Raw genomic sequence first — 24,085 nt, forward strand, 5'->3', positions numbered from 1 at the left:
TAGACCGGGTCCAGGTGACCGGAACAGGTACGCAGAGTGCACCCATCCGGCACTAATCTCGCACTCTGTGCTGAAGAAACTCGCCGTCGTGACCGCCGCTGTCCTCGTGGCCGCCGTCGTACACGCGGGGAGTTCTGACGCGAGTACGACGGCTGAGAACTATGGGCGGTACTCGCTGATGTTCGAGAAGTCGGCGGGGCAGTACTGGGCCGGTGAGGCCGCGGCGGGGCAGTGGGCGTGGACGCCGTTGAGCGCTACCGAGTCGGACATCTCATGGGGCGATCCGAAGGCGTGGCCGCCGAAGTCGGCCGAGCACTTCATCCACGATGGCGAGTGGGTGCTGCTGGACGGCTACAACGACGGCGCCGGCCGCCCGCTCACGCAGATCCAGCGCGTTACTGCCGAGAAGATCGGCGACGCGGACTGCAACAAGCTGCAGCCGATCCCGTCAGCCGGCGGCCGCCAGCACTATGTGAAGTGGACGATCCCGGCCACCAGCTACTGCCTGGACGCGTCGGGCACGATCAAGCCGCCGAGCGGCTCGACCACTGTCAACTTCCGGCACCTACAGAAGTGGCTCCCGCCGCACCCCTGCTCCAACCCGTACTTCACTGGTCAGACGTGCATCACCCAGTTCGAGCAGTGGTGGGACGACAACAACCACTCGTACTCCCTCCAGCTATCCCGCACCTTGGAGATCGCCCGCGGCAAAGGCATGGCCTTCACCAACCGCACCACAGTCCCCGTCCCTTGGAACGCCGACGCCTGCTACTACTGGCACTACTAGGCGGGCGGTCGGCTCACGGTCAGCGCGGCCGGTCGGCTCACGGCCAGCCGGCGGGTGGGCGCGGCGCGGGGTGGGTGAGGATGCGGCCGGTGCGGTCGGAGAGCAGGCGGTCGAGGTTGGACTCGAAGGACTCCTGCATCTGCCAGTCCGCGGTCAGCATGTAGAGAGTGTTGTCGCCGAGGGTGCAGGCGAAGCCGGCGTGTTCCAGCGGCACTGTCTCGAGGATCTCGCCGCCTTCAGCGATGCGGAGGCAGGCAGGGCCGTTGTCTGCCCAGCCGGGGGTCCAGATCGCGCCGTCGGCGTCCATGACCATGCCGTCGCCGGTATGAGGTGCCCACACCCGCCGGTTCGACAACGAGCCGTTGGGTGAGACGTCGTACGCCGTCAGAGTCTGAGCGAAGGACTCGGCGATGACGAGTGTCGAGTTGTCCGGCGTGATCACCATGCCGTTGGGGAAGGCGAGCTCGTCGGCCACACGTCGTACGGCGCCGTCGGGGGTGACCAGCAGGATGAAGCCGGGTCGCTCACCCTCACCTGGGTGGAAGTCACAACCGCCGTTGACGTAGATGTTGCCGCGCCCGTCGACCACGATCTCGTTCAACCCGCCGTACTCCGAGAGGTCCGCGTGCACGACCAGATCGCCGGATGGCTCCTGTCTCAGCACCAAACCCTCCGGACCTGACGTCACCAGCAAGCGCCCATCCGGAAGCCAATCAATCGAGAACGGCAACGTGGTCGGGACGCGAGCCATCACCTCACTCTTACCGGACGCATCGACTGCCAGCACCTCCTGAGCACCCCAGTTGGAGCACCACAACCGCCCGTCACGCCACCGCGCCGACTCCCCGATCACCAGCCCACTCATCAGAACCTCGGACATCACGCGAACTCCTTCCGTCTTTACGACTACACGAACGGGAGCAGCCGAATCGACAGGGACGAGAGATGAGCCCGCATCGGGCTGCATCGTCAAACACTGGACGCGAATATCGATTATTTGCTTGACAATCGGATGGTCTATGACAGGATTTCAAGGACCTGTAGATCTTGTGGAGGAGCGTGGGTAGTGAGTGAACCAGTGATGCCCTGGCAGCAGCTGATCCGCGACGGTCGGGAGCGCGGCTTCCTGACCAAGCAGCTCTATGCGGTGTTCAGTACGCCGGTCAACGGTCTCGGGCCCATCCTCGAGGTCCTCGATGAGCATGCCGCGTGGCAGGTCAAGCTCGAGGAGGATGGGGTCATGTTCGTCGCAGGGCCGCTCGCTGACGACGCCGAGGAGCGCTGGGAGGGCGAAGGCTTCTTCGTGTACCGCGCATCGTCGCGCGACGAGGCGATCCGGATCGCCGAGGAGGATCCGATGCACCGTAGCGGTGCCCGCACCTTCCGCGTCCGGCCCTGGCTCCTGAACGAAGGCTCGTTCCGCACCCACATCAACTACTCGACCGGTCGCGCCGAGATCCTCTGACGACGCCACCGGTACCGATCGCTGAGGAGGTTCCCGTGCCGCTGCATCGCATGAAGTCCGTGACGATCGGAGTGCCGAACATCGCGGCGACCCGCTCGTACTATCAAGAGTTCGGCCTCGCAGAGACGGACGGCGGGTGGCTCGCCACGACCGACGGGGGGCCTCAGCTCCGGATCGTGGAATCTCCGACGCGGCGTCTGGTCGAGCTCGAGATCGGTGCCGACGACAACGATGATCTCGACCGGATCGACCGTCAGCTGCGTGGTCTGGACCTGACCGCGATCCGCGCGAATGGTTCGGTGACGGCTGTCGAACCCATCACCCGGACGCGAGTCGTGGTCAGCACGGCCTCGCGACTGGATCAGCCGGCCCGGCAGGCAGAGCGCTACAACGGACCGGGATTCACCGATCGGCCCGGTGTACGGGCGGCGGCCATCCTGCGCACGGAGCCGGTCCAGCCTCGGAAGCTCGGTCACGTGGTGATCGGTTCGACCGACCAGGCTCTCACTCAGGCCTTCTTCACCGACGGCATCGGGCTGAAGGTCAGTGACGTCATCGAGGGATCCGCCGCGTTCATGCGGTGCTCGACCGACCACCACAACGTCCTCGTGCACCAGGCGCCGATCAACTTCCTTCACCACACGTCGTGGCAGGTCGACGACGTCGACGATGTGGGCCGCGGTGCGACGAGAATGCTGGACGAACATCCCGAGCGGCATGTCTGGGGATTGGGCCGCCACCACATCGGATCGAACTTCTTCTGGTACCTCAGGGACCCGGCCGGCAATTTCTCGGAGTACTACTCCGACCTCGACTGCATTCCGGAGGACGACCTGTGGAAGCCGGAGGTGTGGGGTGAGGCGGAGAGCCTCTACACCTGGGGCCCGCCACCACCGCCGTCGTTCATCCATCCGGAGGATCTGGCCGAGCTCATGACCGGAGCGCATTCCACCCGCTGAGGTATCCGAGTCGAATCAAGAGAAGGGCGACGGGCCGTGGACACAGCGGATGAGGGCCGGATCGGTGCGGAGGATCCTTCGCTCGACAACCTGATGAAGCGGCTGCGGGGGATCCAGCTCTACATGGTGCGCATGGACATGGTCGCTGAGACCGACGATCCCATGGCGACCCTGATGCCGTACCTGCGCGAGCACATCCTCTGGCTCCGCGATCAGGAGCGTGCAGGCACACTCTTCCTGTCCGGTGCGAATCGCGACGAAGCCGGCTGGGACGGCAGCGGTACGGCGATCGTGCGTGCCGGCTCGCGGGCGGAGGCCGTCGCCGTCGCCGAGACCGAACCTTTCCATGTTGCCGGCGTACGGCGGAACACGGTGCACGGCTGGCTGCTCAACGAGGGCAACGTCAAACTGTCGTTCCGCCTCTTCGACGACGAGTACGAGATCGGCTGATCCCGCGCCACCAGCCCGTCCGGCTCAGGATGCTGCGGCATCCTCGCCGGACGGCTCGCGGCTGAGTAGGGTCTCCGTGGTCCGGCGGATGTGCTCCGCCAGGAGGCGCTCGGCGGTGGCGGAGTCCCGAGCGATCGCCGCATCGACGATCGCGGTGTGTTCTGCGTGGACGTCACGCTTCTCGCCGTCCCTCGGTTTGGCCCACCGGCGGTAGATCTCCGACGCGTCGTACGGGCCTCGCCTGAGCTCGAGGAGCAGCGGGCTGGCGCAGCCGGCGGCGAGAGCGGTGTGCAGCGCGGCGTGCGCGTCCGACCATTCCTCCGACACCTGTGGCTCTGGATCCTCGGTGTACATCGGCGTCCGCCCGAGTTTGTACAGAGCCGCGACGACCGAGGTCTCCCAGTCCAGGTCGGCCCGCTCGATCGCCCACCGCAGCGCGAGGGTCTCCAGTTGCACTCTGACCTCGGTCAGGTCGACGAGGCTCGCCCGGTCCAGCGTCGCGACGGTGAAGCCGTACTGCGGCACCGAGCGCACGAGGCGCTGCTCCGTCAGCCGGGTCAGGGCCTCGCGGACCACGGACAGGCTGACGCCGAAGCGGGCGCACAGTGGATTGACCTTGAGGCGTTCGCCCGGTGGCAGGCGGGCGGCCAGGATGTCGCTCCGCAACTGCTCGTACACCTCGGCAACGCGGGTTGTCATCGCTCCAGGATACAGCTTTGTCGTAAGTCTCGGCGAATAACGAGCACGGCGTGAAGAATCGATCACACGCACACCACCGGGCAGATCCGATCGCTCATGCACTTGACACCTTGATCGAGATTATGGCTAAGTATCGATATTGACTCGAGGTTCACGTCGATCAGGAGTGTGAAGTGCGCGTTGCGAACTTGAACGGCCGTCTGGTCGTCACTGCGCCCGCCGGCGCGATCGACATCCACACGGCGAGTGCCGGCAGATTCGGCCCGGACCCGCAGGGTGTGTACGACGTGTGGCCGGACTTCGTCGAGTGGGCGCGGACCGGACTGGCCGGGCATCAGCCGGTGCCGTACGACGCGGCGCAGCTCGGCGCACCGGTGCCGCGGCCGCGACAGGTCTTCGGCATCGGCCTGAACTACCGGGAGCACGCCGACGAGAGCCGCATGGATGTTCCGGCCGAACCCACGGTGTTCACCAAGTTCCCGACGTCCGTCACCGGTCCCACCGCCGTGGTCGATCTGCCCGCGTCGACGGTGGACTGGGAAGCCGAACTGGTGGTGGTGATGGGTGCGGTCGCACACCATGTCCAGGCCACCGACGCCTGGTCGCACGTCGCCGGAGTGACCGTCGGGCAGGACCTGTCCGAGCGGACCCGTCAGCTGCTGCCGCCGGTACCGCAGTTCAGCCTCGGGAAGTCGTTCCCGGGCTTCGCGCCGCTCGGACCCGAGGTGGTGACGATCGACGAGCTGCCGAACCCAGACGACCTCGAGGTGGGGTGCTCGTTGAACGGCGAGATCCTGCAGCAGGGCCGGACCAAGGACATGATCTTCGACGTACCGGCCCTGATCGAACGGCTGTCGGCCATCGTCGCGCTGCAGCCGGGCGACATCATCTTCACCGGAACGCCGAGTGGCGTCGGGCATGCCCGAGACCCGCGGCGCTACCTCAGCCCCGGCGACACGCTCACCACCTGGGTCGAAGGGGTCGGGCAGTTGTCGAACGGCTTCGTGCAGAGCCCGGTGACCTGACCGTGCGAACCGTCATCGTCACCGGCGGCACCGGCGGCATCGGACTGGCGATCGCCACCGCGGTCCTGGACTCCGACCCCGAGCGCTCGGTAGCACTGGTCGACCTCGAGGTCGGCACGGTGCCGAGCGAGTTGGCGCACTACGGCGCCCGGATCGCAGCCTTCAGGTGCGACGTCACCGATCCGGACAGCGTCGGTGACGCGGCCAAACAGATCACGGCAGCCATGCCGCCGATGATCGGCCTGGTCAACGGTGCCGGCATCGTCCACAACGACGCCAGCATCGACATCAGTATCGACACCTTCCGGCGCATCCAGTCTGTGCACGTCGAGGGAACACTGTCGTGGTGCCAGCACTTCGCTCGCGAGGTTGAGGCCGCCGGCACCAGTGCGGCCGCGATCGTCAACATCAGCTCGATCGCCGCGCAGTTCGGGCACCCGCGACGGATCGCGTACGCCGCCGCGAAGGCAGCGATCCAGTCGGTCACCAAGACGCTGGCCGTTGAATGGGCCGCGCGTGGAATCCGGGTCAACGCCGTCGCCCCGGGCTACATCGCCACGCCGATGATGACCGAGGTCGCCCGGATCGGACTGGTCAACCTCGAGACCTCGGCGAACTGGGCCGCGATGAAGCGGTCCGGCGAGCCGGACGAGGTCGCGGCCGCAGTTCGGTTCCTGCTGAGCGACGAGGCAGGCTTCGTCACCGGTCAGACGCTCAACGTCGACGGTGGCTTCGCGGTTCTGAAAGCGGAATGAACGAGCGGAGTGAGCCTATGAGTACGATCCTGACGGTCGCCACCACCGGGCCGATCGCGATGAAGCCGGACAATCCCCACCTGCCGACCCAGCCGGAGGAGATCGCCGCCGAGGTGGCCCGAGCCTACGGCGCCGGAGCCTCGGTCGCGCACTTGCACTTCCGCAACGAGCAGGATCGGCCGACCGCCGACCTGGACGTCGCCAAGCGAACCATCGAGCTGATCAAAGAACGGTGCGACGTCCTGCTGCAGGTCTCGACCGGCGTCGGGCTCGACGTCGAGTACGACGACAGGGCCCGGCTGGTCGAGCTCCGTCCCGAGATGGTCACACTCAACCCGTGCTCGATGAGCTTCGGTGCCGGCGAATTCAGCAACCCACCCCGCAAGGTGGAGGCCCTGGCCCGCCGGATCCAGGAACTGGGCATCCGGCCGGAGCTCGAGATCTACGACTCCGGTCATCTCGACGCCTGCCTGCGGCTGCGCGACGCCGGTCTGCTGGACGAGCCGCTGCAGTTCTCGATCGTGCTGGGCGTACGTGGCGGCATGGCTGCCACGCACCAGAACCTGGTCGAGATGGTCCGCCGGCTGCCGGCGGACTCGATCTGGCAGGTGATCGCCATCGGACGCGAGAACCTCCGCCTGACTGCGATGGGACTGGCCCTCGGCGGGAACGCCAGGGCCGGACTGGAAGACACCCTCTACTACCGCCGAGGAGAGCTGGCGACCAGCAGCGCTGCCCTCGTCGCACGCGCCGCTGACCTGGTGAAGGCGCTGGACGGCGAGGTGGCGGACGTGACGTCGGCCGCTCACCAGTTGCGCCTTGAGAGAACGGAAACAGATCATGACTGAATCCGCTGCCGACTACGACGTCGCCGTGGTCGGGGCAGGACCGACCGGCCTCGCCCTGGCGAACCTGCTGGCCGCCCAGGATGTCCGTGTCGTCCTGATCGACCCGAACAAGATCGTCTGCCAGCACCCGAGAGCGTCGCATCTGGACGACGAGACGATGCGCACGTTCCAGCAGTTCGGGCTGAGCGAGGCCCAGCAGGGCTACCTGGTCATGGACGGCTACCAGATCATGAACCAGGACGGCAAGCTGCTGTTCAGCTGGGAGATCTCCGACGGGGAGACCGACCAGGCGTGGCTCAGCGACTACATGTTCTTCCAGCCCGACTTCGAAGCCGCGCTCCGTGGCAGGCTGGCCACGTCGAAGAACGTCGACCTGCTGCTCGGCTGGGACCTGGTGGACCTCGCCGACGACGGAACCGCCGTGACCCTCGATGTACGGCAGCGGCGGTCGGACGCCGAGAAGTCCGTCACCGCGGCGTTCGTGGTCGGGTGTGACGGCGCCAACTCCTTCGTCCGTCAGCGGCTGGCGCCGGATCTGGTGGACTTCGACGGCGACGAGCGGTCCCTGATCATCGACGTGGTCAAGTTCAAGCCCGCGGCCGGATTGTCCGAGACGATCGGGACGATCGTGTCCGGGACCCGACCGTTCACCCACATGCCGATTGTGGCCCCGATGTCCCGGTTCGAGTTCATGCTGCTCGCCGACGAGGACCGCGAGACGTACGAAGACCCGGCCATGGTCTACTCGCTGCTCGAGCCGTGGATGGAACCCGGCAGTTACCGCATCACCCGATCCGACGTCTACCTGTGGCACGCGTGCGTCGCGGCCAAGTGGCGGGTCGGACGCGTGTTGCTCGCGGGCGACGCGGCTCATCAGATGCCCCCGATGCTCGGGCAGGGAATGTGCTCCGGCATCAGGGACGCGGCCAACCTCGCCTGGAAACTCGCTCTCGTCCTGCGCGGTACCGCGGGCGACGGCCTGCTGGACAGCTACGAGCCCGAACGCGCACCGCATGTTCGCGAGATGGTTGTCGAGTCGACCCGGCTGGCCAAGAACATCGCGGCCCTCGGCCAGGGACAGGCACCGCCGAAGGAGGCGGACGGAGAGGTCGCCGACAAGGCACACCCGCCCATCGAGCCGGCGATCGGCGGCGACGCGGACCTCCCGATGGCCGGCCAGTTGGCGCCGCAGCCCCGGCTTCGGGATGGCCGGCGGCTGGACGATGCGGTCGGCTTCGTGTTCACGCTGCTGGCTCCCGGTGAGGTGCTCGGTGGGGTCGACGAGTCGACCCGGCAGCGGTGGAAGCGGATGGGCGTCGTACCGGTGCGCGTCGAGGACCTCGAGCCGTCCGACTGGCTCGACACACATCAGGTCACCGGCATCTTGGTGCGGCCGGATCGCTACGTCTTCGCCGGATTCCGTTCGGCCGAAGAACTTGAAACGGTGACGCGGCACCTGTCCGTGTCGGTATTCGAAGAGGAGATTCAGCAGTGACGACCTATGCGAAGGGTCTCACCTGGGGCGAGGGCCCACGACGCCACGGCGGCGCCCTGTGGGCGTCCGATCCGCAGGGCGGCAAGTTGTGGACCGATGCAGGAGGCACCTGGGAAGGTCTCGCCCTGGAGTCTCAGTCGAACGGGCTGTGGTTCCTGCCCGACGGGCGCCTCGCCGCTGCGATCCAGCGTGAGTGCCGGGTTGGGATCTGGGACGGAACCGGCTTCGGCGAGTACGCCGATCTGCACGCGGTGGCAACCGGACCGCTCGGCGACATGGTTGGTGACAGCCGAGGCGGCCTGTACGTCGACGACGTCGGGTACGCCGCCCACCTCGGTGAGGAGCCGAAACCCGGCCGGATCGTCTACGTGACCCCTGCCGGGGACAGCGTGGTGGCCGCCGAGGGTATCGAGTTCCCGAACGGGATCGCGGTCATCGACGACGGCCGGACGCTCGTCGTCGCCGAGACCTGGCTGCAGCGTCTGATCGCGTTCGACATTGACCGTGAAGGTGCCTTGAGCAACCGCCGGACGTACTCGGATCTGCGCGAGGTCGTCTCCCCGGAGGCGAGGCCGGACGGCATCTGCGCCGCCGCGGACGGTGGAGTGTGGGTGTCGACGCTGCATGCGCACAAGCTCGCGCACGTGCGGGGTGCCGACCTGGTCGACACGATCGACACCGGCGACGCGTTCCCGATCGCCTGCTGCCTGGACGCGGACACCGGTCGCTTGTACGCGACCGTCGCGCACACCGGCGGACTGCCCGTCATGGAGGCCATCGCCCAGAAGCAGGTGCAGTCGACCGTCGAGGTGTTCGAGGTCTGACCTTCAAATCGCCCGGACAGAAAGAGAAACCATCATGTCGATCGACATCGGGCTGCTTGTTCTCCGTGTGCTCATCGGGTTCGTGCTCTTCGTGCACGGTACCCAGAAGCTGGCCGGCTGGTTCGGCGGACCGGGCCTGGACAAGGCAGCCGAGGGCCTCGAGGCCTTGGGGCAGATTCCGGGAAAGCCGATGGCCGTGCTCGCGTCCCTGTGCGAGTTGTCCGCGGCCGCGCTGCTCGTGCTCGGCCTCGCCACTCCCCTCGGAGCGGCGGCCGGGATGGGCACGATGCTCGTCGCGGGGGTTTCCCTGACAGCGAAGGGCGGCTCGGTCTGGATCATCTCCGGGGGTGGTGAGTATCCGCTGGTCCTGGCCGCGCTCGCGGGTGGGCTCGCCTTCACCGGTGCCGGTTCATGGTCCGCCGACGAACTGCTGGAACTACCGTGGGTCGGGATGGCCGAAGCGAAGGCCGCAGTACTTGGATGTGCTGCCGTCGGGGTGGCGGTCCTGACTGCCGTTCCACCGATCGCCCGCATGCGGACGACCACCGCGCAATCACATCGGTAGACCCTGGGGACTGCGCCGCCCGGGACGATCCCGGGCGGCCCGGTCATGGGGTTACTTCTTGACGGTTTTGTTGTATTGGTCGATTTGGGGCTTGATGGAGTCGGCGGCGGCCTTCATGGCCTGGGTCGGGTCGGTGCCCAGGACTGCCTTTTCGAGGCCGTCTTCGGAGGCCTTGCGGGCTTGGGGCATGACGCCGAGGATGCAGCCGGAGGAGGCGTTGGTCGGCTTGGTGTTGTGGAGTTGGGTGATCGCGGTGGTGAACTGCGGGTACTGCGCCACCCAGGCCTTGTCCTCGGGGAGGTCCAGGGCCTTGGAGTTGATCGGGAAGTAGCCGGTGCCGGTGTGCCACGCGGCCTGCTGCTCCGGCGAGGAGGCGAACTTCACGAACTCCCAGGAGGCGCGCTTCTCAGCGTCGGAGTGTCCCGGGCCGTCGATCCACAGCGATGCGCCACCGATGATCGGGCCGCCGCTGTCCGAGGCGGTCAGGTGCGGGAACGGCGCGGTGAGCACGGTGAACTTGCCCTTCGCCGCGTCAAGGTAGCCACGCAGCGAGCCGGTCGACTCCAGGTGCATCGCCGACGTACCGGACTTGAACACGGCCTGCGCGTCGTCGGTCTTCTTGCCGGTGTTCGGCATCAGGCCCTGCTTGACCATCTGCTGGTACCAGGTGGCGACCTTCACGCCCTGCTCGTCGGCGAAGTTCACCTTGGTGGCCAGGTCCTTGCGGCCGTTGTCGTTGTCGCAGTACGTCGACCCGGACTGCGCGATCAACTGCTCGATGAACCAGCCGTAGATGGCGGCGTTGAAGCCGTACTGGACCGTCTTGCCGCCCTGCTTGACCGTCAGCTTCTTCGCGTCCGCCATGATCTCGTCGAGGTTCGTCGGCGGCTTGTTCGGGTCGAGGCCGGCCTTCACGAAGGCCTCTTTGTTGATGTACAGCAGCGGCATCGACGTGTTGAACGGCATCGAGTTCAGCTTGCCGTCGATCGAGTAGTAGTTGGCGATGTTCGGCTCGATCGAGTCCAGCGCGTAGCCGTCCTTGTCGGCGAAGCTCTGCACCGGCACGGTCTGCTTGGAGTCGATCATGAACCGCGAGCCGATGTCGTAGATCTGTACGACCGAAGGCGTGTTGCCCTGCTGCACCGACGTCTTGTACTTCGTGATCGTCTCGTCGTAGTCACCCTGGTAGACCGCGGTGACCTCGATCTTACCGGTGTGGGCGGCGTTGAACGCCTTCACCATCTTGTCGACGGCCTCGCCGTTGGCGCCCTTCATGCCGTGCCAGAAGGTGATCTTGGTGACGCCGGACGCCTTGTCCAGCGCGTCCGCGCCGGGCACGTCCTGGCCCCCGCTGCCGGAGTCGCCGGAGTCGTTGTTGCTGCTGCCGCAGCCGGCCGCCACCAGGGCGAGCACGGCCAGCAGCGAAGCGCCGATCGCCGTACGTCGTTGTCGGACTGATCGCATCACAGTCACCTCTCTCGAAGGATCATCGGATGGCGCCCGCGGTCAGTCCGCGGACGATGAATCGCTGGCCGAAGATCACGATGGCCAGGGTCGGAACGATGGACAGGGTGACGCCGGCCAGGATCAGGCCCGGGTCGGCGGCCTCGACGTCGTTGAGTTGGCTGATGCCGATCTGCAAGGTGCGGCGGGAGGCCGAGTCGCCGATCAGCAGCGGCCAGAAGAACTGGTTCCACGCGGACAGGAACACGTACAGCCCGACCGCGGTGAGGGCCGGCTTGTTCAGCGGCAGCAGGATCCGGCGCAGGAATCGCCAGTGCCCGCAGCCGTCGATGGTTGCCGCGTCCCGCAGTTCGGTCGGGAACTGCAGGAACGACTGCCGTAGCAGGAACACCCCGAACGCGTTCGCCAGGAACGGCAGCACCAGCGCGATCATGGTCCCCGCGTACGTCGCGGTGAGCCGTTGGCCACCGAGCTCCCAGCCGGTGATGGTCAGGTAGTTCGGCAGCACGATCGATTCCCACGGCACCATCAGCGTGGCCAGGAACAACCCGAACAGCACCGAGCGTCCCCACATCTTCATGAAGGCGAAGGCGTACGCCGCCAGCACGCTGGTGATCAGCTGCGAGACGGTGATGATCGAGGTCTGCAGGATCGAGTTCAGGTACTGCTGCCCGATCGGGGTCCCGGACGACGACGCGCCCTTGTAGTTGCCGGTGAAGATGCCGTGCGGGAACAGGTCCGGCGGGTACGACGAGATCTGCCCGGGCGACATGATCGAGCCCGCGATCACGTAGTACACCGGGAAGATGACCGCGAGGGCCGCGAGGATCAGGACGACGTACGTGATCAGCCGTCCGGCGGTGAGTCGCCTCACTTGTAGTGCACCCGCCTCTCCAGTACGCCGAACTGGACCGCGGTGCAGACGAGCAGGATCACCAGCAGCACGATCGCCTGCGCGGACGCGGCGCCGAAGTCACTCGCGTTGTTGGCGAAGGCGGTGTGGTAGATCGAGTAGACGAGCGTTTTGGTCGACTGCTCCGGCCCACCTTCCGGCGTGAGGATCTTGATCTGGCCGAACCCCTGCAGCGACTGGATCGTCGAGATCACGATCAGGAAGAACAGTTGCGGGCCGAGCAGCGGGATGGTGATGTGCCGCGACGCCCGCCAGCCGCCGGCGCCGTCCAGCGTCGCCGCCTCGTTGATCTCGGCAGGGATCGCGCCGATACCCGCGGACAGGACCAGCACGTTGTAACCGATGCTCATCCAGACCGTGGTGATCGAGACGCTGATCAGCGCCCAGGACGGATCCGTGAGCCAGCCGATCCGGTCCACGCCGAAGCGGCCGAGCAGGCCGTTCGCGAGTCCGATCGCCGGGTTGTAGATGGTGGCGAAGATGACGGACGCGCTGGCGACCGAGAACGCGAACGGCAGTGCGAACGCGGTCCGGAAGATCCTGATCCCCTTGATGTGCTGCTCGAGCAGCAGCACGATCACCAGGCCGCCGAGGACGCCGGGGATCACGGTGAGCAGCACGAACGCGAACGTCACCCAGAGGATGTGCCGGAACTCGGCGGAGCCGAGCATGTCGCGGTAGTGCTGCAGTCCGACGAACGCATCCGGCCGACCGAACAGGTCGGAGCCGTGCAGCGACAGCGAAACCGACTTGCCGAGCGGCCAGACGATGAAGAGCGCGAACACCACCAGGCAGGGCACCAGCATCAGCCAGGACAGCAGGGACGCAGGGGTCGGGCGGCGGCTTGTTGCGGCCGACGCCGTACTTGTAGTCAATCGCTTACCTCCAGTCAGGCGCAGTCTTACACCGCCCGGGGGCCGTCCGGGCCCGGGCACGCTAGGCTGAGGGCCCGTGAAGGTCTTGGTGGTCGGCTCGGGTGGCCGCGAACATGCACTGGTCTGGGCGCTGGCCCAGGATCCTGAGGTCGACGAGGTCGTCGCGGCCCCGGGTAACCCTGGCATCGCCGTGTTGCGTCCGGCGTACGACGGGCAAACGATTGTTTGCCGTTCGGTGGACATCTCCGACCACGATGCGGTCGTCGCGCTGGCGAAGGACATGAGCGCCGACCTGGTCGTGGTCGGGCCGGAGGCGCCACTGGTCGCCGGGCTGGCCGATCCGCTTCGCGACGCCGGCATCGCGGTCTTCGGGCCGTCCAAGGACGCCGCCCAGATCGAGGGGTCGAAGGCGTTTGCCAAGGACGTGATGGCCACGGCGAGCGTGCCGACCGGCCGGGCCTACGTCTGTACGACGCCCGAGCAGGCCGCGACCGCGATCGACGCGTTCGGGCCGCCGTACGTCGTGAAGGACGACGGGCTGGCCGCGGGCAAGGGGGTCGTGGTGACGTCCGACCGCGACGAGGCACTCGCGCACGCGGCGGGCTGCGAGCAGGTGCTGATCGAGGAGTACCTCGACGGCCCGGAGGTGTCGCTGTTCGCGATCAGCGACGGTACGACGGTGCTGCCGCTGCAGCCGGCGCAGGACTTCAAGCGCCTCGGCGACAACGACGAAGGCCCGAACACCGGCGGCATGGGCGCGTACACACCGTTGCCCTGGGCACCGGATCGGCTGGTCGAGGAGATCACCGAGACGGTCCTCCAGCCAACGATCGACGAACTGCGCCATCGCGGTACGCCGTTCACCGGCCTGCTGTACGCCGGTCTCGCGCTGACCTCTCGCGGGGTCCGGGTGATCGAGTTCAACTGCCGCTTCGGCGACCCGGAGACGCAGGCACTGCTGCCGTTGCTGAAGACCCCGCTGGGCGGAGTCCTGTACGCCGCCGCGACCGGGAAGCTAGCCGATCAGGAACCTCTGAGCTGGCAGAACGGTTCCGCCGTGGCGGTCGTGGTCGCCGCGAAGAAGTACCCGGCCAGCCCGCGCAGCGGCGACGTGATCAGCGGCGTCGATCAGGCCGAGGCCGACGGCGTCCACGTCTTCCACGCGGGTACGGCGCTCGACGGTGACGACCTGGTCACCTCGGGCGGTCGCGTGCTGGCGGTCAGCGCGGCCGGTGAGGACCTGGACGAGGCCCGCCGGCGTGCGTACGCCGCCGTCGGCCAGATCCGGATCAAGGGCTCCCAGCACCGCACCGACATCGCTTTGAAGGCCGCCCGCGGCGAGGTCACCGTCTGACCCGGCATTCCGCGGGAACCTCCTCGCTCGGCCCGACACATACACAGTGCAAGGGTCGTGAGGTGGAGGGAGCGGCATGCAGGCGGTGTGGGACGGAGTGGTGGTGCCCGCGGGATCGGAGCGGCGGCTGTGGGATCGGACCGCGGACGGTGACGCGGAGGCATTCGCGCGGCTGTACGACCGGCATGCCCGGGCGGTCTACAACTTCCTGCACCGGCGCACGGCGTCCTGGAGCGATGCCGAGGACCTCACCTCGGCGGTCTTCCTGCAGGCCTGGCGGCGACGGCACGAAGTGGTGCTCGACCGTGACTCAGCGCTGCCCTGGCTGCTCCGGACCGCCGACTACACGGTGCGGAACGACTGGCGCTCCAAGCTCCGCTACCGCCGGGCTCTGGCCGCGGCGGAACAACTGCCCACCGAGATCGGCGACCACGCCGATGACGTGGCCGGTCGCCTCGACGACGACCAGCGGATCCGCGCGGCCCGCGAGTCGCTGAAACACCTGCGCCGGCACGAGCGCGAGATCGTCGAACTCTGTGTCTGGGCCGGTCTGGACCAGGCCGCGGCCGCCGTCGCGCTCGACGTACCGATCGGGACCGTGAAGTCCCGCCTGTCCCGCGCCCGCAAGCGCCTGCGCGAACTCAATCTTCCTGCTGCCGTGGAGAGCGACCGATGAACACACTGCCGCCCGAAGGGGATCTGCGCCCGGCGACGCGGGAACGCCAGCGCGCCGAGTTGATGGCCATCGTCGGGCACGAGTCCGCCGACGCACGCCCGCGCCGCCTGCTCGTTCCACTGGCAGCCGCGGCTGCGATCGCCCTGATCGCCGGCGCCGCGATCGCCGTACCCGCACTGCGCGACCTCAAGTCGGCCGGCCCGGCCGGAAACCCCACGCCCGCGGCGTTGGGTGTACGCACGGCCTTCGAGCCGATCGACCGGCCCAAGCAGACCGTCCTGACCAAGGAGTGTGGAGACAACATGACCTACAGCCCGCCGGCACGGCAGATCGCGGCGTTCCGCGCCACGAACCCGCCGGCGGACGCGGTCGCGACCCAGTTCGTGGTCATGTACGCGATCGGTGACTGGAAGTTCTGCGGGTACGACGCGAACGGCAAGCGGTCGACCGGAGGACACCACAAACAGGGTGACCCGATGATGGACCCGGTCGAGATGAACGGGGCCGGGGGCGGGTCGTACGTCGAGGGTGTGGCTCGCATCACCATCACTCCGCTCGGCGGACATGCGTACGAGGCGGACCTCCAGAACGGGTTCTTCTTCGCGTCCGTGCCGAACGTGCCCTTCGCCGGGAGGGGCACCGACAGCACGCCGATGGAGTACATGGTCCGCGCGTACGACGCGAGCGGCGCGCTGATCTACACCAGCCCGAAGACCAGGGGCGAACGCCGGGCCCGCGACGACCGGTGTGCTGTCGACGCCACCGGTGAGAAGTTCCTGCGGCCGATGCCGCCCGGGTTCAAGATCGAGAGCCTCGCCGCGCCGAACATGTCCACCAAGTACCCCGCGCCGGGGATGCCCGACCCGGAGACCTGTATCAGGGCGCAGACCTGGAACTGGCTGGGCTGACCTCCCGTCCGTCCCGCCGGCCAGGGCTGCGACGATAGTGAAGTGCTGCGTAGCTGGAGATTCCCCGGGTTGTACCTGCTGATCGGAGTGGCGCTGGCCGCGTGGTCGGCGGCAGACGGCTCGCGTGGGCTCGCTGTCGTGCAGTTGGCGGTGTTCGTCCTACTCGCGCTGCTGCTCTCGCCGCTGGTGTTTCCCCGGTCGGTGAGTGCCGCGGAGGCGGTCACCCGGGGTAAGCCGACCGTCTACTGGCGACCAGGCTGCCAGTACTGCCTGCGGCTGCGGCTGGCGCTGATCGGTACGGCGCGGCGAGCGTCCTGGGTCAACATCTGGACGGATCCGGAGGCCGCTGCCGCGGTGCGGGCGGTGGCGAACGGTAACGAGACCGTACCGACCGTGGTGGTGGACGGCGTGGGCCGGGTGAATCCCGGGCCTCAGTGGGTGCGGGAGCGGCTGCGCACTGGACCGGTGGCCGAGTAGCGCGCGAGTACCAGGGAGAATAGAGGCGTGTCGAAGCCCAGCAAGCCCCGGATCCCCAACGTTCTCGCGTCGCGCTACGCCAGTGTGTCGATGGCCCAGCTGTGGTCGCCGGAGTACAAGATCGTGCTCGAGCGGCGGCTGTGGCTGGCGGTGCTGAAGGCCCAGAAGGAGCTCGGGGTCGCGGTGCCGGACGGCGTGATCGAGGACTACGAGCGGGTGGTGGAGCAGGTCGACCTGGAGTCGATCGCGGCCCGCGAGCGCGTCACCCGGCACGACGTGAAGGCGCGGATCGAGGAGTTCAGCGCCCTCGCCGGGCACGAGCACATCCACAAGGGCATGACGAGCCGGGACCTGACCGAGAACGTCGAGCAGCTGCAGATCCGGGCCGGTCTCGAGCTCGTCCGGGACCGCGCGGTGGCGACCGCCGTACGGCTGGGTCAGAAGGCGGCCGACCACGCGGCGCTGGTGCTGACCGGCCGCTCGCACAACGTCGCCGCGCAGGCGACCACGCTCGGCAAGCGGTTCGCGTCGGCCGCTGACGAGTTGCTGGTCGCGATCGCGCGGATCGAGGAGTTGATCGAGCGGTACCCGCTGCGCGGCATCAAGGGCCCGGTCGGTACATCGCAGGACATGCTGGACCTGTTCGGCGGCGACCCGGCGAAGCTGGACAAGCTGGAGAGCGACATCGCCCAGCACCTCGGCTTCAGCCGGACGCTGACCAGCGTCGGCCAGATCTACCCGCGGTCCCTCGACTACGACGTCGTGTCGGCGCTGGTGCAGCTTGCCGCCGGCCCGTCCAGCCTGGCGACCACGATCCGGCTGATGGCCGGGAACGAGCTGGTCACCGAGGGCTTCAAGGAGGGCCAGGTCGGTTCGTCGGCGATGCCGCACAAGATGAACACCCGGTCCTGTGAGCGGGTGAACGGTCTGGCGGTGATCCTGCGCGGCTACGCGTCGATGGCCGGTGAGCTGGCCGGCAACCAGTGGAACGAGGGCGACGTCTTCTGCTCGGTGGTACGGCGGGTCGCCCTGCCGGACGCGTTCTTCGCGCTGGACGGGCTGTTCGAGACGTTCCTCACCGTGCTGGACGAGTTCGGGGTCTACCCGGCCGTGGTCAGCCGGGAGCTGGAGCGGTACCTGCCGTTCCTGACCACGACCAAGGTGCTGATGGCCGCGGTGAAGAACGGCGTCGGCCGCGAGACCGCGCACGAGGTGATCAAGGAGCACGCGGTCGCCACCGCGCTCGACCTGCGCAAGGGACTGGTGGACAACGACCTGTTCCGCCGGCTCGGCCAGGACGGCCGCCTCGGCCTGACCGAGGACCAGATCGTCGGCATCGTCGGCGAGCCGCTGTCCTTCACCGGCGCCGCCGTCGCGCAGGTCAACGCTGTGGTCGCACAGATCGACGATCTCGCCAAGCGCTACCCGGACGCCGCGACCTACACGCCAGGTGACATCCTCTAGCTCGTGTTCGAACCGCTGACCTGGGTGCTGGTAGGCCTCTCGCTGGCCGCGATGGTGTACGCCATCGTGCTGGCCGCGCTGAACAAGCGGATCAACTGGACGTTGCTGGCTGTCCTCGGCGTGATCGAGGTCGGCCTGCTGGCGCAGTTGGTCATCGGCATCGTGCAACTGGCCGGTACGTCCCGCGATGTCTCCAGCCCGTTCTTCATCGGCTATCTGATCGGCTCGCTGATCATCCTGCCGATCGGCGCGCTGTGGGCGTTGGCGGAGAGCAGCCGCTGGGGTGCCGGCGCGCTCGCGGTCGCCTGCCTGGTGATCCCGGTGGTCGAGCTGCGCCTGTACGAGATCTGGACTGCCTGACATGACCGACCCTGTCGAGACCCAGCACGATCCCGAGGCGACCAGGCACGGGCCCGGCCGGATTCTGATCGCGGTCTACGGAGTGTTCGCGCTGGCCGCGACGGCCCGGGCGGGGGTGCAGATCGCGACCAAGTTCTCCGAGGCGCCGATCGCCTACGTCTTGTCGGCCGTTGCCGCGATCATCTACTGCGCCGCGACCTTCGCGTTGGCCAAGGCAACAAAGGTCTCGCGCCGGGTCGCAACCGCTGCGATCGCGGTCGAGCTGATCGGCGTTCTCGCCATCGGCGCCTTCAGCTACGCCGCCCCCGACGACTTCCCGGACGCGACCGTGTGGTCGCACTTCGGCCAGGGCTACGGGTTCGTCCCCGTGGTGCTGCCGGTCCTCGGTCTGCTCTGGTTACGGCGTACTCGCTAGGAGCTTCCAGCGGAGGGCTCGCAGCAACGTCTGGGGGCGGGCCAGGGCGCTCGGGTGATCGAGCATCGTCGTCACCCGGTTGAACTGTACGTTCACGCGGGGATCGCCGGCTGCGGCCTGGAAGACCAGGCCCGAGATCCACTTCACCAGCCGGTAGCCGCGCGGGTACGGCCCATCGACGTGCGGGAGCTCGAGATCGGCGAACGTCGAGACCTGCCACGCCGCGTCGACGACGACGCGGACCTCGTCGAAGTACGCGCGGGCAGGCTCGTCGAGTGAAGGGCCGGACCGCAGGTACGCCGACAGACACGACGCGTGGAGCGTCGCCGACGTCATGCCCTGGCCGTAGACCGGATTGAACGACGCCACCGCGTCGCCCGCGACGATCAGGCCGGCCGGGATCCGCTCGAGTTGGTCATAGTCGCGGCGCCGGCTGTCGGCCTGGTGATAGGTCACCACGTCGCCGATGAGTTCGCCGTGATCGGCGATCTGCCCGAACGCGGGTGGGAAGTCCTCCCGGCAACGCTTCCGGAAGTCCTCGAGGTCGCGGGTCGGCCGGTCGTCGGCGTACCCGGCCACCAGCACCAGCCAGCGGTCACCCTCGACCGCCAGAACGCCGCCCTGCCGCGGTGGCTGCCCGCTGCCGGGGTGGTTCTGCGCGATCGAGATCCCGATGTCGGAGATCTTCGGGTCCTGCTTGAACAAGGCGCTGGCGTAGTTGAGCTTGATCGGCATCCGCCGCATCGTCGGCTGCGGCCGGCCGGCCGCGCCCAGCCAGTCGCTGAGCCGGCTCGATCGTCCGGTCGCATCGACCACCAGGTCGGCGCCTTCGGTGGTCAGTGGGCCGTCGGTTGGCTGGTATCGCACCGCGCTCACCCGGTCGCCGGTGAAGTCGATCCCGTCGGCTCGTCCATGGATCAGCCGGATGTTGCCGATCGCCAACGTCCGCCGCCGGACGAGCGACTCGAGGAACGGCCGCGTGCTCACCAGCGACTTGCCGAGCGAATCCCGCGGCGGCAGCGGGCGCAGTACGCCGTTCACGTAGTTCCGGATCGTCTCCGGCTCCGGGTTCATCGCCCCGGCCGCGATCGCCTCCGCCGTGAAGCCCGGGAACCAGCGGTCGAGCTGCGCATGGCCCGACGGCAGCAGCGCGTGCACCTGACTGCCTTGAGGTACGCCGGGCCGGGGCTTGCTGGACTCCTCGGACGTGTCCCGCTCGATCACCAGCACCTCGTCGGCGTGATCGCTGAGCACCCGCGCCGCCATCAGGCCGGCCATGCTCGCACCGAGCACGATGGCGCGCCGCATCAGAATCCTTGTGTCCGCAGGGCGTTCGCCGGTGGCGATCCGTGCGAAGCGTTGAGCGGCGGACATGACCATGAGCAGCCCCCCAGGCAGCGGCGATGGAGACTCAACCCTAGTTCGGAGGCGGGCGGTCCGCGGATAGGCGCATGTCGCGGACTCCCAGCGAACTGCCAGCCGCGCGCAGGGGTTGGCCAAGGTTCGCCGGACAGCATCGGTTGCATGCAGATATCCGGTCATCCTCGGGTCGAGATCGTCGTACCCGCCCTGAATGAGGGAGACGACCTCGGCCCGAACATCAGGCGACTGCGTGAGTTCCTCGACACCGCCTTCCCGTTCCCGGCCGAGGTCTGCATCGCGGACAGCGGAAGCACCGACGCCACCTATGAGATCGGCGCGCTGTTGGCCGCCGAACTGCCTGGAGTCCGGATCGTCCGGCTCGAGCAGTCCGGTCGCGGCCGGGCACTGAAGCAGGTCTGGTCCGAGAGCACCGCCGACGTACTCGCCTACATGGACGTCGACCTGTCCACCAACCTGAACGCCCTGCTGCCGTTGGTCGCACCACTGTTCGCCGGGCACAGTGACATTGCCATCGGCACCCGATTGTCGAACGGCTCCCGAGTGGTACGGCGGCCGAAGCGGGAGTTCATCTCGCGCTCGTACAACCTGTTGCTGCGGGCAACCTTGAGTGTGCACTTCTCGGACGCCCAGTGCGGGTTCAAGGCGATCCGCGCCGACGTCGCCCGCGAGCTGTTGCCGCTGATCCAGGACACGAACTGGTTCTTCGACACCGAGTTGCTGGTGCTGGCCGAGAAGGCCGGACTGCGGATCCACGAAGTACCTGTCGACTGGATCGACGACCTCGACTCGCGGGTCGCGATCGCCAAGACTGTCGGTGAGGACCTGCGCGGGATCGCCCGGCTGACGCGGGGTCTCGGTCACGGGCGAATCGCTCTCGATCCGGTCCGCTGGACCTACGGCCGTCCCCGGATCCTCGATCCCCGGACGGCGCTGGCCGCGCGGGTACTGCGGTTCTGCGCGATCGGTGTGCTGAGCACAGCGGCGTACGCGCTGCTCTATCTCGTACTGCGGCAAGGCATGCCGGCCCAGGTGGCGAACCTGCTGGCGCTGCTGATCACGGCCGTCGGCAACACCGCGCTGAACCGGCGGATCACCTTCGGCGTCACCGGCGTGGAGAACCGCTGGCGACATCAGCTGCGCGGGCTCGTTGCCTTCGGCATCGGCTGGAGCCTGACGGCCTCTTCCCTGTGGCTGCTGCACACCGCGATGGCTTCGCCCCATCAGGCGGTGGAGGTCACCGTCCTGACCATCGCGAACCTGGCCGCGACCGTGGTCCGGTTCAGCCTCTTCCAGGCCTGGGTCTTCGACGACGACGCACCCACCCTGCCCACCTTCGAACCCCCGGCGGTTCTCGACCAGACCCGGAGCAACTGACATGGCCACCATTACTGATCCCGTCGAAGCGCCCCCGCGCCGCGCCGGATCCCGATCGGTCGCCACCCAGTACACGATCGGCCGGGACAAGATCCTGTACGGCGGCCTGCTGGTGCTGACCGCAATCGCGTACCTGTGGGGACTGTCCAGGAACGGCTACGCCAACGAGTACTACGCGGCCGCAGTACAGGCCGGGTCGACCAGCTGGAAGGCCTGGTTCTTCGGAGCTTTCGACGCGTCCAGCTTCATCACTGTCGACAAGACCCCGGCCGCCCTGTGGGTGATGGGATTGTCCGGACGGATCTTCGGGTTCAACACCTGGAGCATGCTGGTCCCGCAGGCGTTGATGGGCGTCGCGAGCGTCGGCTTCGTGTATGTGTCGGTGCGGCGGTGGTTCTCCGCGAACGCCGGGCTGCTGGCTGGTGCGATCCTCGCGATGACGCCGGTCGCCGTACTGATGTTCCGCTTCAACAACCCGGATGCGCTGCTGATCCTGCTGCTGTGCGTGGGTGCGTGGGCGGTGACGCGGGCGATCGACTCCGAGACGCACGCGGCACGGTGGATGATGCTGGCCGGGGCACTGGTTGGCTTTGGTTTCCTGACGAAGATGCTGCAGGCGTTCTTGGTCCTGCCTGCGTTCGGGATTGCGTACTTGGTGGCCGGCAAGCCCGCGCTCGGGAAGCGGGTTGTGCACAGCGTGCTTGCACTGGTCTCACTGATCGTGAGTGCGGGGTGGTGGATCGCGATCGTGGAGTTGCTGCCGGCGTCGGCGCGGCCGTACATCGGTGGTTCCTCGACGAACAGCATTCTCGAGTTGACGCTTGGCTACAACGGGCTCGGGCGGTTGAGTGGGAACGAGTCGGGCTCTGTCGGTGGTGGTGTCGGCAATCCTGGCTGGGGTGGCGCTACCGGGTTGCAGCGATTGTTCGGTGGTGAGTTCGGTTCGCAGATTGCTTGGCTGTTGCCGGCGGCTCTGCTCGCGACGATCGTGCTGGTTGTTGCTGCGGGCAAGGCTCCGCGGACGGATCGGACGCGGGCGTTCGCGCTGATCTGGGGTGGATGGCTGGTGGTGACTGGGCTGACGTTCAGCTACATGCAGGGGATCATTCACAGCTACTACATGATCGCGTTGGCTCCGGCGATCGGTGCGCTGATCGGTGCGGCGATGATGGTGCTCTGGCGGCGACGGTCGGAGTGGTTGCCTCGGGCAACGCTGGTGGGCGGGATCCTGCTGACCGCCGGGTGGAGCTTTGCGCTGCTGAACCAGAACTCGTCGTGGCATCCGTGGTTGCGGTGGGTGGTGCTGCTGACCGGCGTACTCGGAGCTGGCGCGGTGTTGTTGCTGCCGGAGTTGGGGTTGCACAAGACGGCTGCTCGGCGAGCCGGGATGTTCGCGGCCGTCCTGCTGGCCGTGAGCGCGCTGGCCGGACCTACGGCGTACTCGGTCGAGACGATCAGCACGGCACACGCCGGCGCCCTCCCGTCCGCCGGCCCCTCGGGCTCCGGTGGAATGGGCGGTGGCCGTGGTGGTGGCTTCGGCGGACGTCAAATGGGCACACCCCCCGGCCAAACCCCCAACGGCACAACAGGCAACGGCGCCACCGGAAACGGTGCGACCGGGAACGGAACTGGCGGGACCATGCCGGGTGGGAACGGTGGTGCCGGGGGATTCCTTGGCGGTGGTGGGACCAGTGGAGTGTCGAGTGAGCTGGTGACGATGCTGCAGCAGGGGGCGAAGGGCTACACGTGGGCGGCTGCGGCGGTGACAGCCAACGGTGCCGCGCCACTGCAGATCGCGTCGGGCGAGCCGATCATGGCGATCGGTGGGTTCAACGGGACCGACCCGGCGCCGTCCCTGGCGGAGTTCCAGGACCTAGTTGCCCAAGGCAAGATCCACTACTTCGTCGGCAGCGGTGGAGGCGGCTTCGGCGGCGGCCGCGGCGGCACCTCCAACGAGATCGCCACCTGGGTAGCCGAGAACTACGAGGCCCAAAGCGTCGGCAACACCACCATCTACGACCTCACAACCTGAACAGGAGCACGACCATGCCCCATAACCCCACCCATCCAGCAAACGCAACCCCCGAAAACCAACCGCACCCAGCCCAAGCCACCCCCAACGCACCCACCCCACCACCAACACCCACCGCACGAGATGCTGGCGCCGCGAACCAGTGGCAAGCAGCCCGAGCCGGCGCCAACCCAGCCTCTCCGTCGGGACGCAGCGTCGGTGCGCCGCAGACAGGCGCGTCGCAGGCTGCGGGCGCTCCGGCGGCGGATCCCTCCGCGTCCACGGGGTACGGCGCGGGCTCCGCCAACCCTGCCGCGCCGCAGGTGGCGGGTGTGGGGGAGGGGAAGAGTGGGGGGCGGCCGGGCAATGTGGTGTTGGCCGGGGCGGGGTCGTTGCTTGCGGTGTTGGCTTTCCTTGGTGGGATGGCGGTCGGGCACTCGTGGGACGGTACGGCCAATCAGCAGAACCAGGTTGGGCCCGGTGGTCGGCAGTTCCCGGGGCAGGGGAACGGGCAAGGTGGCACGGGGCAAGGGACTGCC

At 67.7% G+C, this 24,085-nt stretch carries 25 protein-coding genes; 19 read left to right on the top strand and 6 right to left on the bottom strand.

Annotated elements, in window-relative coordinates:
• Window positions 1-67 precede the first annotated feature (67 nt).
• On the top strand, window positions 68-787 hold the full coding sequence (locus E0H75_RS06510; protein ID WP_131512207.1) for a hypothetical protein: 720 nt from the start codon (window positions 68-70) through the stop codon (window positions 785-787).
• A gap of 37 nt (window positions 788-824) precedes the next feature.
• On the opposite strand, the gene E0H75_RS06515 is transcribed toward E0H75_RS06510, so the two are convergent.
• Window positions 825-1,667, bottom strand: a complete 843-nt coding sequence (locus tag E0H75_RS06515) for an SMP-30/gluconolactonase/LRE family protein (protein ID WP_131512208.1) — start codon at window positions 1,665-1,667, stop codon at window positions 825-827.
• A 186-nt stretch (window positions 1,668-1,853) separates the two neighbouring features.
• Here E0H75_RS06515 and E0H75_RS06520 point away from each other — a divergent pair, with 186 nt between their 5' ends.
• From E0H75_RS06520 to E0H75_RS06530, 3 genes are read left to right on the top strand one after another with little or no spacing between them, the layout of a single operon-like run.
• Window positions 1,854-2,252 (top strand): YciI family protein, encoded by a 399-nt coding sequence (locus tag E0H75_RS06520; protein ID WP_202872839.1) that lies wholly within the window; start codon window positions 1,854-1,856, stop codon window positions 2,250-2,252.
• Between the two features lie 35 nt (window positions 2,253-2,287).
• A complete protein-coding gene (locus E0H75_RS06525; protein WP_131512209.1) occupies window positions 2,288-3,211 on the top strand; it encodes a VOC family protein in 924 nt (307 codons plus the stop codon).
• Window positions 3,212-3,247: 36 nt separating this feature from the next.
• Window positions 3,248-3,661: a YciI family protein gene (locus tag E0H75_RS06530; RefSeq protein ID WP_131512210.1), complete on the top strand. Its 414-nt coding sequence runs from the start codon at window positions 3,248-3,250 to the stop codon at window positions 3,659-3,661.
• Between the two features lie 24 nt (window positions 3,662-3,685).
• Here the strand turns inward: E0H75_RS06530 and E0H75_RS06535 are convergent, their stop codons facing one another.
• Window positions 3,686-4,360: a GntR family transcriptional regulator gene (locus E0H75_RS06535; RefSeq protein ID WP_131512211.1), complete on the bottom strand. Its 675-nt coding sequence runs from the start codon at window positions 4,358-4,360 to the stop codon at window positions 3,686-3,688.
• Window positions 4,361-4,533: 173 nt separating this feature from the next.
• Here E0H75_RS06535 and E0H75_RS06540 point away from each other — a divergent pair, with 173 nt between their 5' ends.
• The 6 genes from E0H75_RS06540 to E0H75_RS06565 are packed head-to-tail and all read left to right on the top strand — an operon-like array spanning window position 4,534 to window position 9,872.
• A complete protein-coding gene (locus E0H75_RS06540; RefSeq protein WP_131512212.1) occupies window positions 4,534-5,385 on the top strand; it encodes a fumarylacetoacetate hydrolase family protein in 852 nt (283 codons plus the stop codon).
• Between the two features lie 2 nt (window positions 5,386-5,387).
• Complete coding sequence (locus E0H75_RS06545; RefSeq protein ID WP_165553482.1) at window positions 5,388-6,140, top strand: SDR family NAD(P)-dependent oxidoreductase; 753 nt, start codon at window positions 5,388-5,390, stop codon at window positions 6,138-6,140.
• Window positions 6,141-6,157: 17 nt separating this feature from the next.
• Complete coding sequence (locus tag E0H75_RS06550; RefSeq protein ID WP_131512214.1) at window positions 6,158-6,988, top strand: beta-keto acid cleavage family enzyme; 831 nt, start codon at window positions 6,158-6,160, stop codon at window positions 6,986-6,988.
• On the top strand, window positions 6,981-8,483 hold the full coding sequence (locus E0H75_RS06555) for a bifunctional 3-(3-hydroxy-phenyl)propionate/3-hydroxycinnamic acid hydroxylase (RefSeq protein ID WP_131512215.1): 1,503 nt from the start codon (window positions 6,981-6,983) through the stop codon (window positions 8,481-8,483). Before E0H75_RS06550 ends, E0H75_RS06555 begins: the two co-directional genes overlap by 8 nt.
• Entirely contained in the window at window positions 8,480-9,307 is an 828-nt protein-coding gene (locus E0H75_RS06560; protein WP_165553484.1) for an SMP-30/gluconolactonase/LRE family protein, read from the top strand. The genes E0H75_RS06555 and E0H75_RS06560 overlap by 4 nt, the downstream gene beginning before the upstream one ends.
• Before the next feature lie 34 nt (window positions 9,308-9,341).
• Window positions 9,342-9,872 (top strand): DoxX family protein, encoded by a 531-nt coding sequence (locus E0H75_RS06565; RefSeq protein WP_202872840.1) that lies wholly within the window; start codon window positions 9,342-9,344, stop codon window positions 9,870-9,872.
• A gap of 51 nt (window positions 9,873-9,923) precedes the next feature.
• Here the strand turns inward: E0H75_RS06565 and E0H75_RS06570 are convergent, their stop codons facing one another.
• The 3 genes from E0H75_RS06570 to E0H75_RS06580 are packed head-to-tail and all read right to left on the bottom strand — an operon-like array spanning window position 9,924 to window position 13,124.
• Window positions 9,924-11,336 carry an ABC transporter substrate-binding protein gene (locus tag E0H75_RS06570; RefSeq protein ID WP_131512217.1) on the bottom strand — a complete coding sequence of 471 codons (1,413 nt, stop codon included), beginning with the start codon at window positions 11,334-11,336 and terminating at the stop codon, window positions 9,924-9,926.
• Between the two features lie 22 nt (window positions 11,337-11,358).
• A complete protein-coding gene (locus tag E0H75_RS06575; protein WP_131512218.1) occupies window positions 11,359-12,210 on the bottom strand; it encodes a carbohydrate ABC transporter permease in 852 nt (283 codons plus the stop codon).
• Window positions 12,207-13,124 (bottom strand): carbohydrate ABC transporter permease, encoded by a 918-nt coding sequence (locus tag E0H75_RS06580; RefSeq protein WP_238162869.1) that lies wholly within the window; start codon window positions 13,122-13,124, stop codon window positions 12,207-12,209. Before E0H75_RS06580 ends, E0H75_RS06575 begins: the two co-directional genes overlap by 4 nt.
• A gap of 76 nt (window positions 13,125-13,200) precedes the next feature.
• On the opposite strand from E0H75_RS06580, the gene purD reads away from it, so the two are divergent.
• The 7 genes from purD (at window position 13,201) to E0H75_RS06615 (ending at window position 18,778) form a co-directional block, all read left to right on the top strand.
• The gene (purD, locus tag E0H75_RS06585) at window positions 13,201-14,478 is read left to right on the top strand and encodes a phosphoribosylamine--glycine ligase (protein WP_131512219.1); all 1,278 of its coding nucleotides are present in this window, start codon (window positions 13,201-13,203) and stop codon (window positions 14,476-14,478) included.
• Window positions 14,479-14,554: 76 nt separating this feature from the next.
• Window positions 14,555-15,154, top strand: coding sequence for an RNA polymerase sigma factor (locus tag E0H75_RS06590; RefSeq protein WP_131512220.1), 600 nt, complete (start codon window positions 14,555-14,557; stop codon window positions 15,152-15,154).
• On the top strand, window positions 15,151-16,062 hold the full coding sequence (locus E0H75_RS06595) for a hypothetical protein (RefSeq protein ID WP_131512221.1): 912 nt from the start codon (window positions 15,151-15,153) through the stop codon (window positions 16,060-16,062). The genes E0H75_RS06590 and E0H75_RS06595 overlap by 4 nt, the downstream gene beginning before the upstream one ends.
• A 42-nt stretch (window positions 16,063-16,104) precedes the next feature.
• Complete coding sequence (locus tag E0H75_RS06600) at window positions 16,105-16,539, top strand: glutaredoxin domain-containing protein (RefSeq protein WP_131512223.1); 435 nt, start codon at window positions 16,105-16,107, stop codon at window positions 16,537-16,539.
• 27 nt (window positions 16,540-16,566) lie between these two features.
• Entirely contained in the window at window positions 16,567-18,003 is a 1,437-nt protein-coding gene (gene purB / locus E0H75_RS06605) for an adenylosuccinate lyase (RefSeq protein ID WP_131512225.1), read from the top strand.
• 3 nt (window positions 18,004-18,006) lie between these two features.
• The gene (locus E0H75_RS06610) at window positions 18,007-18,363 is read left to right on the top strand and encodes a hypothetical protein (RefSeq protein ID WP_131512227.1); all 357 of its coding nucleotides are present in this window, start codon (window positions 18,007-18,009) and stop codon (window positions 18,361-18,363) included.
• Window position 18,364: 1 nt separating this feature from the next.
• Window positions 18,365-18,778 carry a hypothetical protein gene (locus tag E0H75_RS06615; protein WP_131512229.1) on the top strand — a complete coding sequence of 138 codons (414 nt, stop codon included), beginning with the start codon at window positions 18,365-18,367 and terminating at the stop codon, window positions 18,776-18,778.
• Here E0H75_RS06615 and E0H75_RS06620 read toward each other — a convergent pair.
• Window positions 18,761-20,086 (bottom strand): FAD-dependent oxidoreductase, encoded by a 1,326-nt coding sequence (locus E0H75_RS06620; protein WP_131512230.1) that lies wholly within the window; start codon window positions 20,084-20,086, stop codon window positions 18,761-18,763. The two genes, E0H75_RS06615 and E0H75_RS06620, sit on opposite strands and share 18 nt — an antisense overlap.
• A 216-nt stretch (window positions 20,087-20,302) precedes the next feature.
• Between E0H75_RS06620 and E0H75_RS06625 the strand changes: the two genes are divergently transcribed.
• Both E0H75_RS06625 and E0H75_RS06630 read left to right on the top strand, forming a co-directional pair.
• Window positions 20,303-21,535 carry a bifunctional glycosyltransferase family 2/GtrA family protein gene (locus E0H75_RS06625; RefSeq protein ID WP_131512232.1) on the top strand — a complete coding sequence of 411 codons (1,233 nt, stop codon included), beginning with the start codon at window positions 20,303-20,305 and terminating at the stop codon, window positions 21,533-21,535.
• A 1-nt stretch (window position 21,536) separates the two neighbouring features.
• On the top strand, window positions 21,537-23,567 hold the full coding sequence (locus E0H75_RS06630) for an ArnT family glycosyltransferase (RefSeq protein WP_131512234.1): 2,031 nt from the start codon (window positions 21,537-21,539) through the stop codon (window positions 23,565-23,567).
• Window positions 23,568-24,085 lie beyond the last annotated feature (518 nt).

The organism is Kribbella capetownensis, from assembly GCF_004331485.1.
Lineage (GTDB): Bacteria > Actinomycetota > Actinomycetes > Propionibacteriales > Kribbellaceae > Kribbella > Kribbella capetownensis.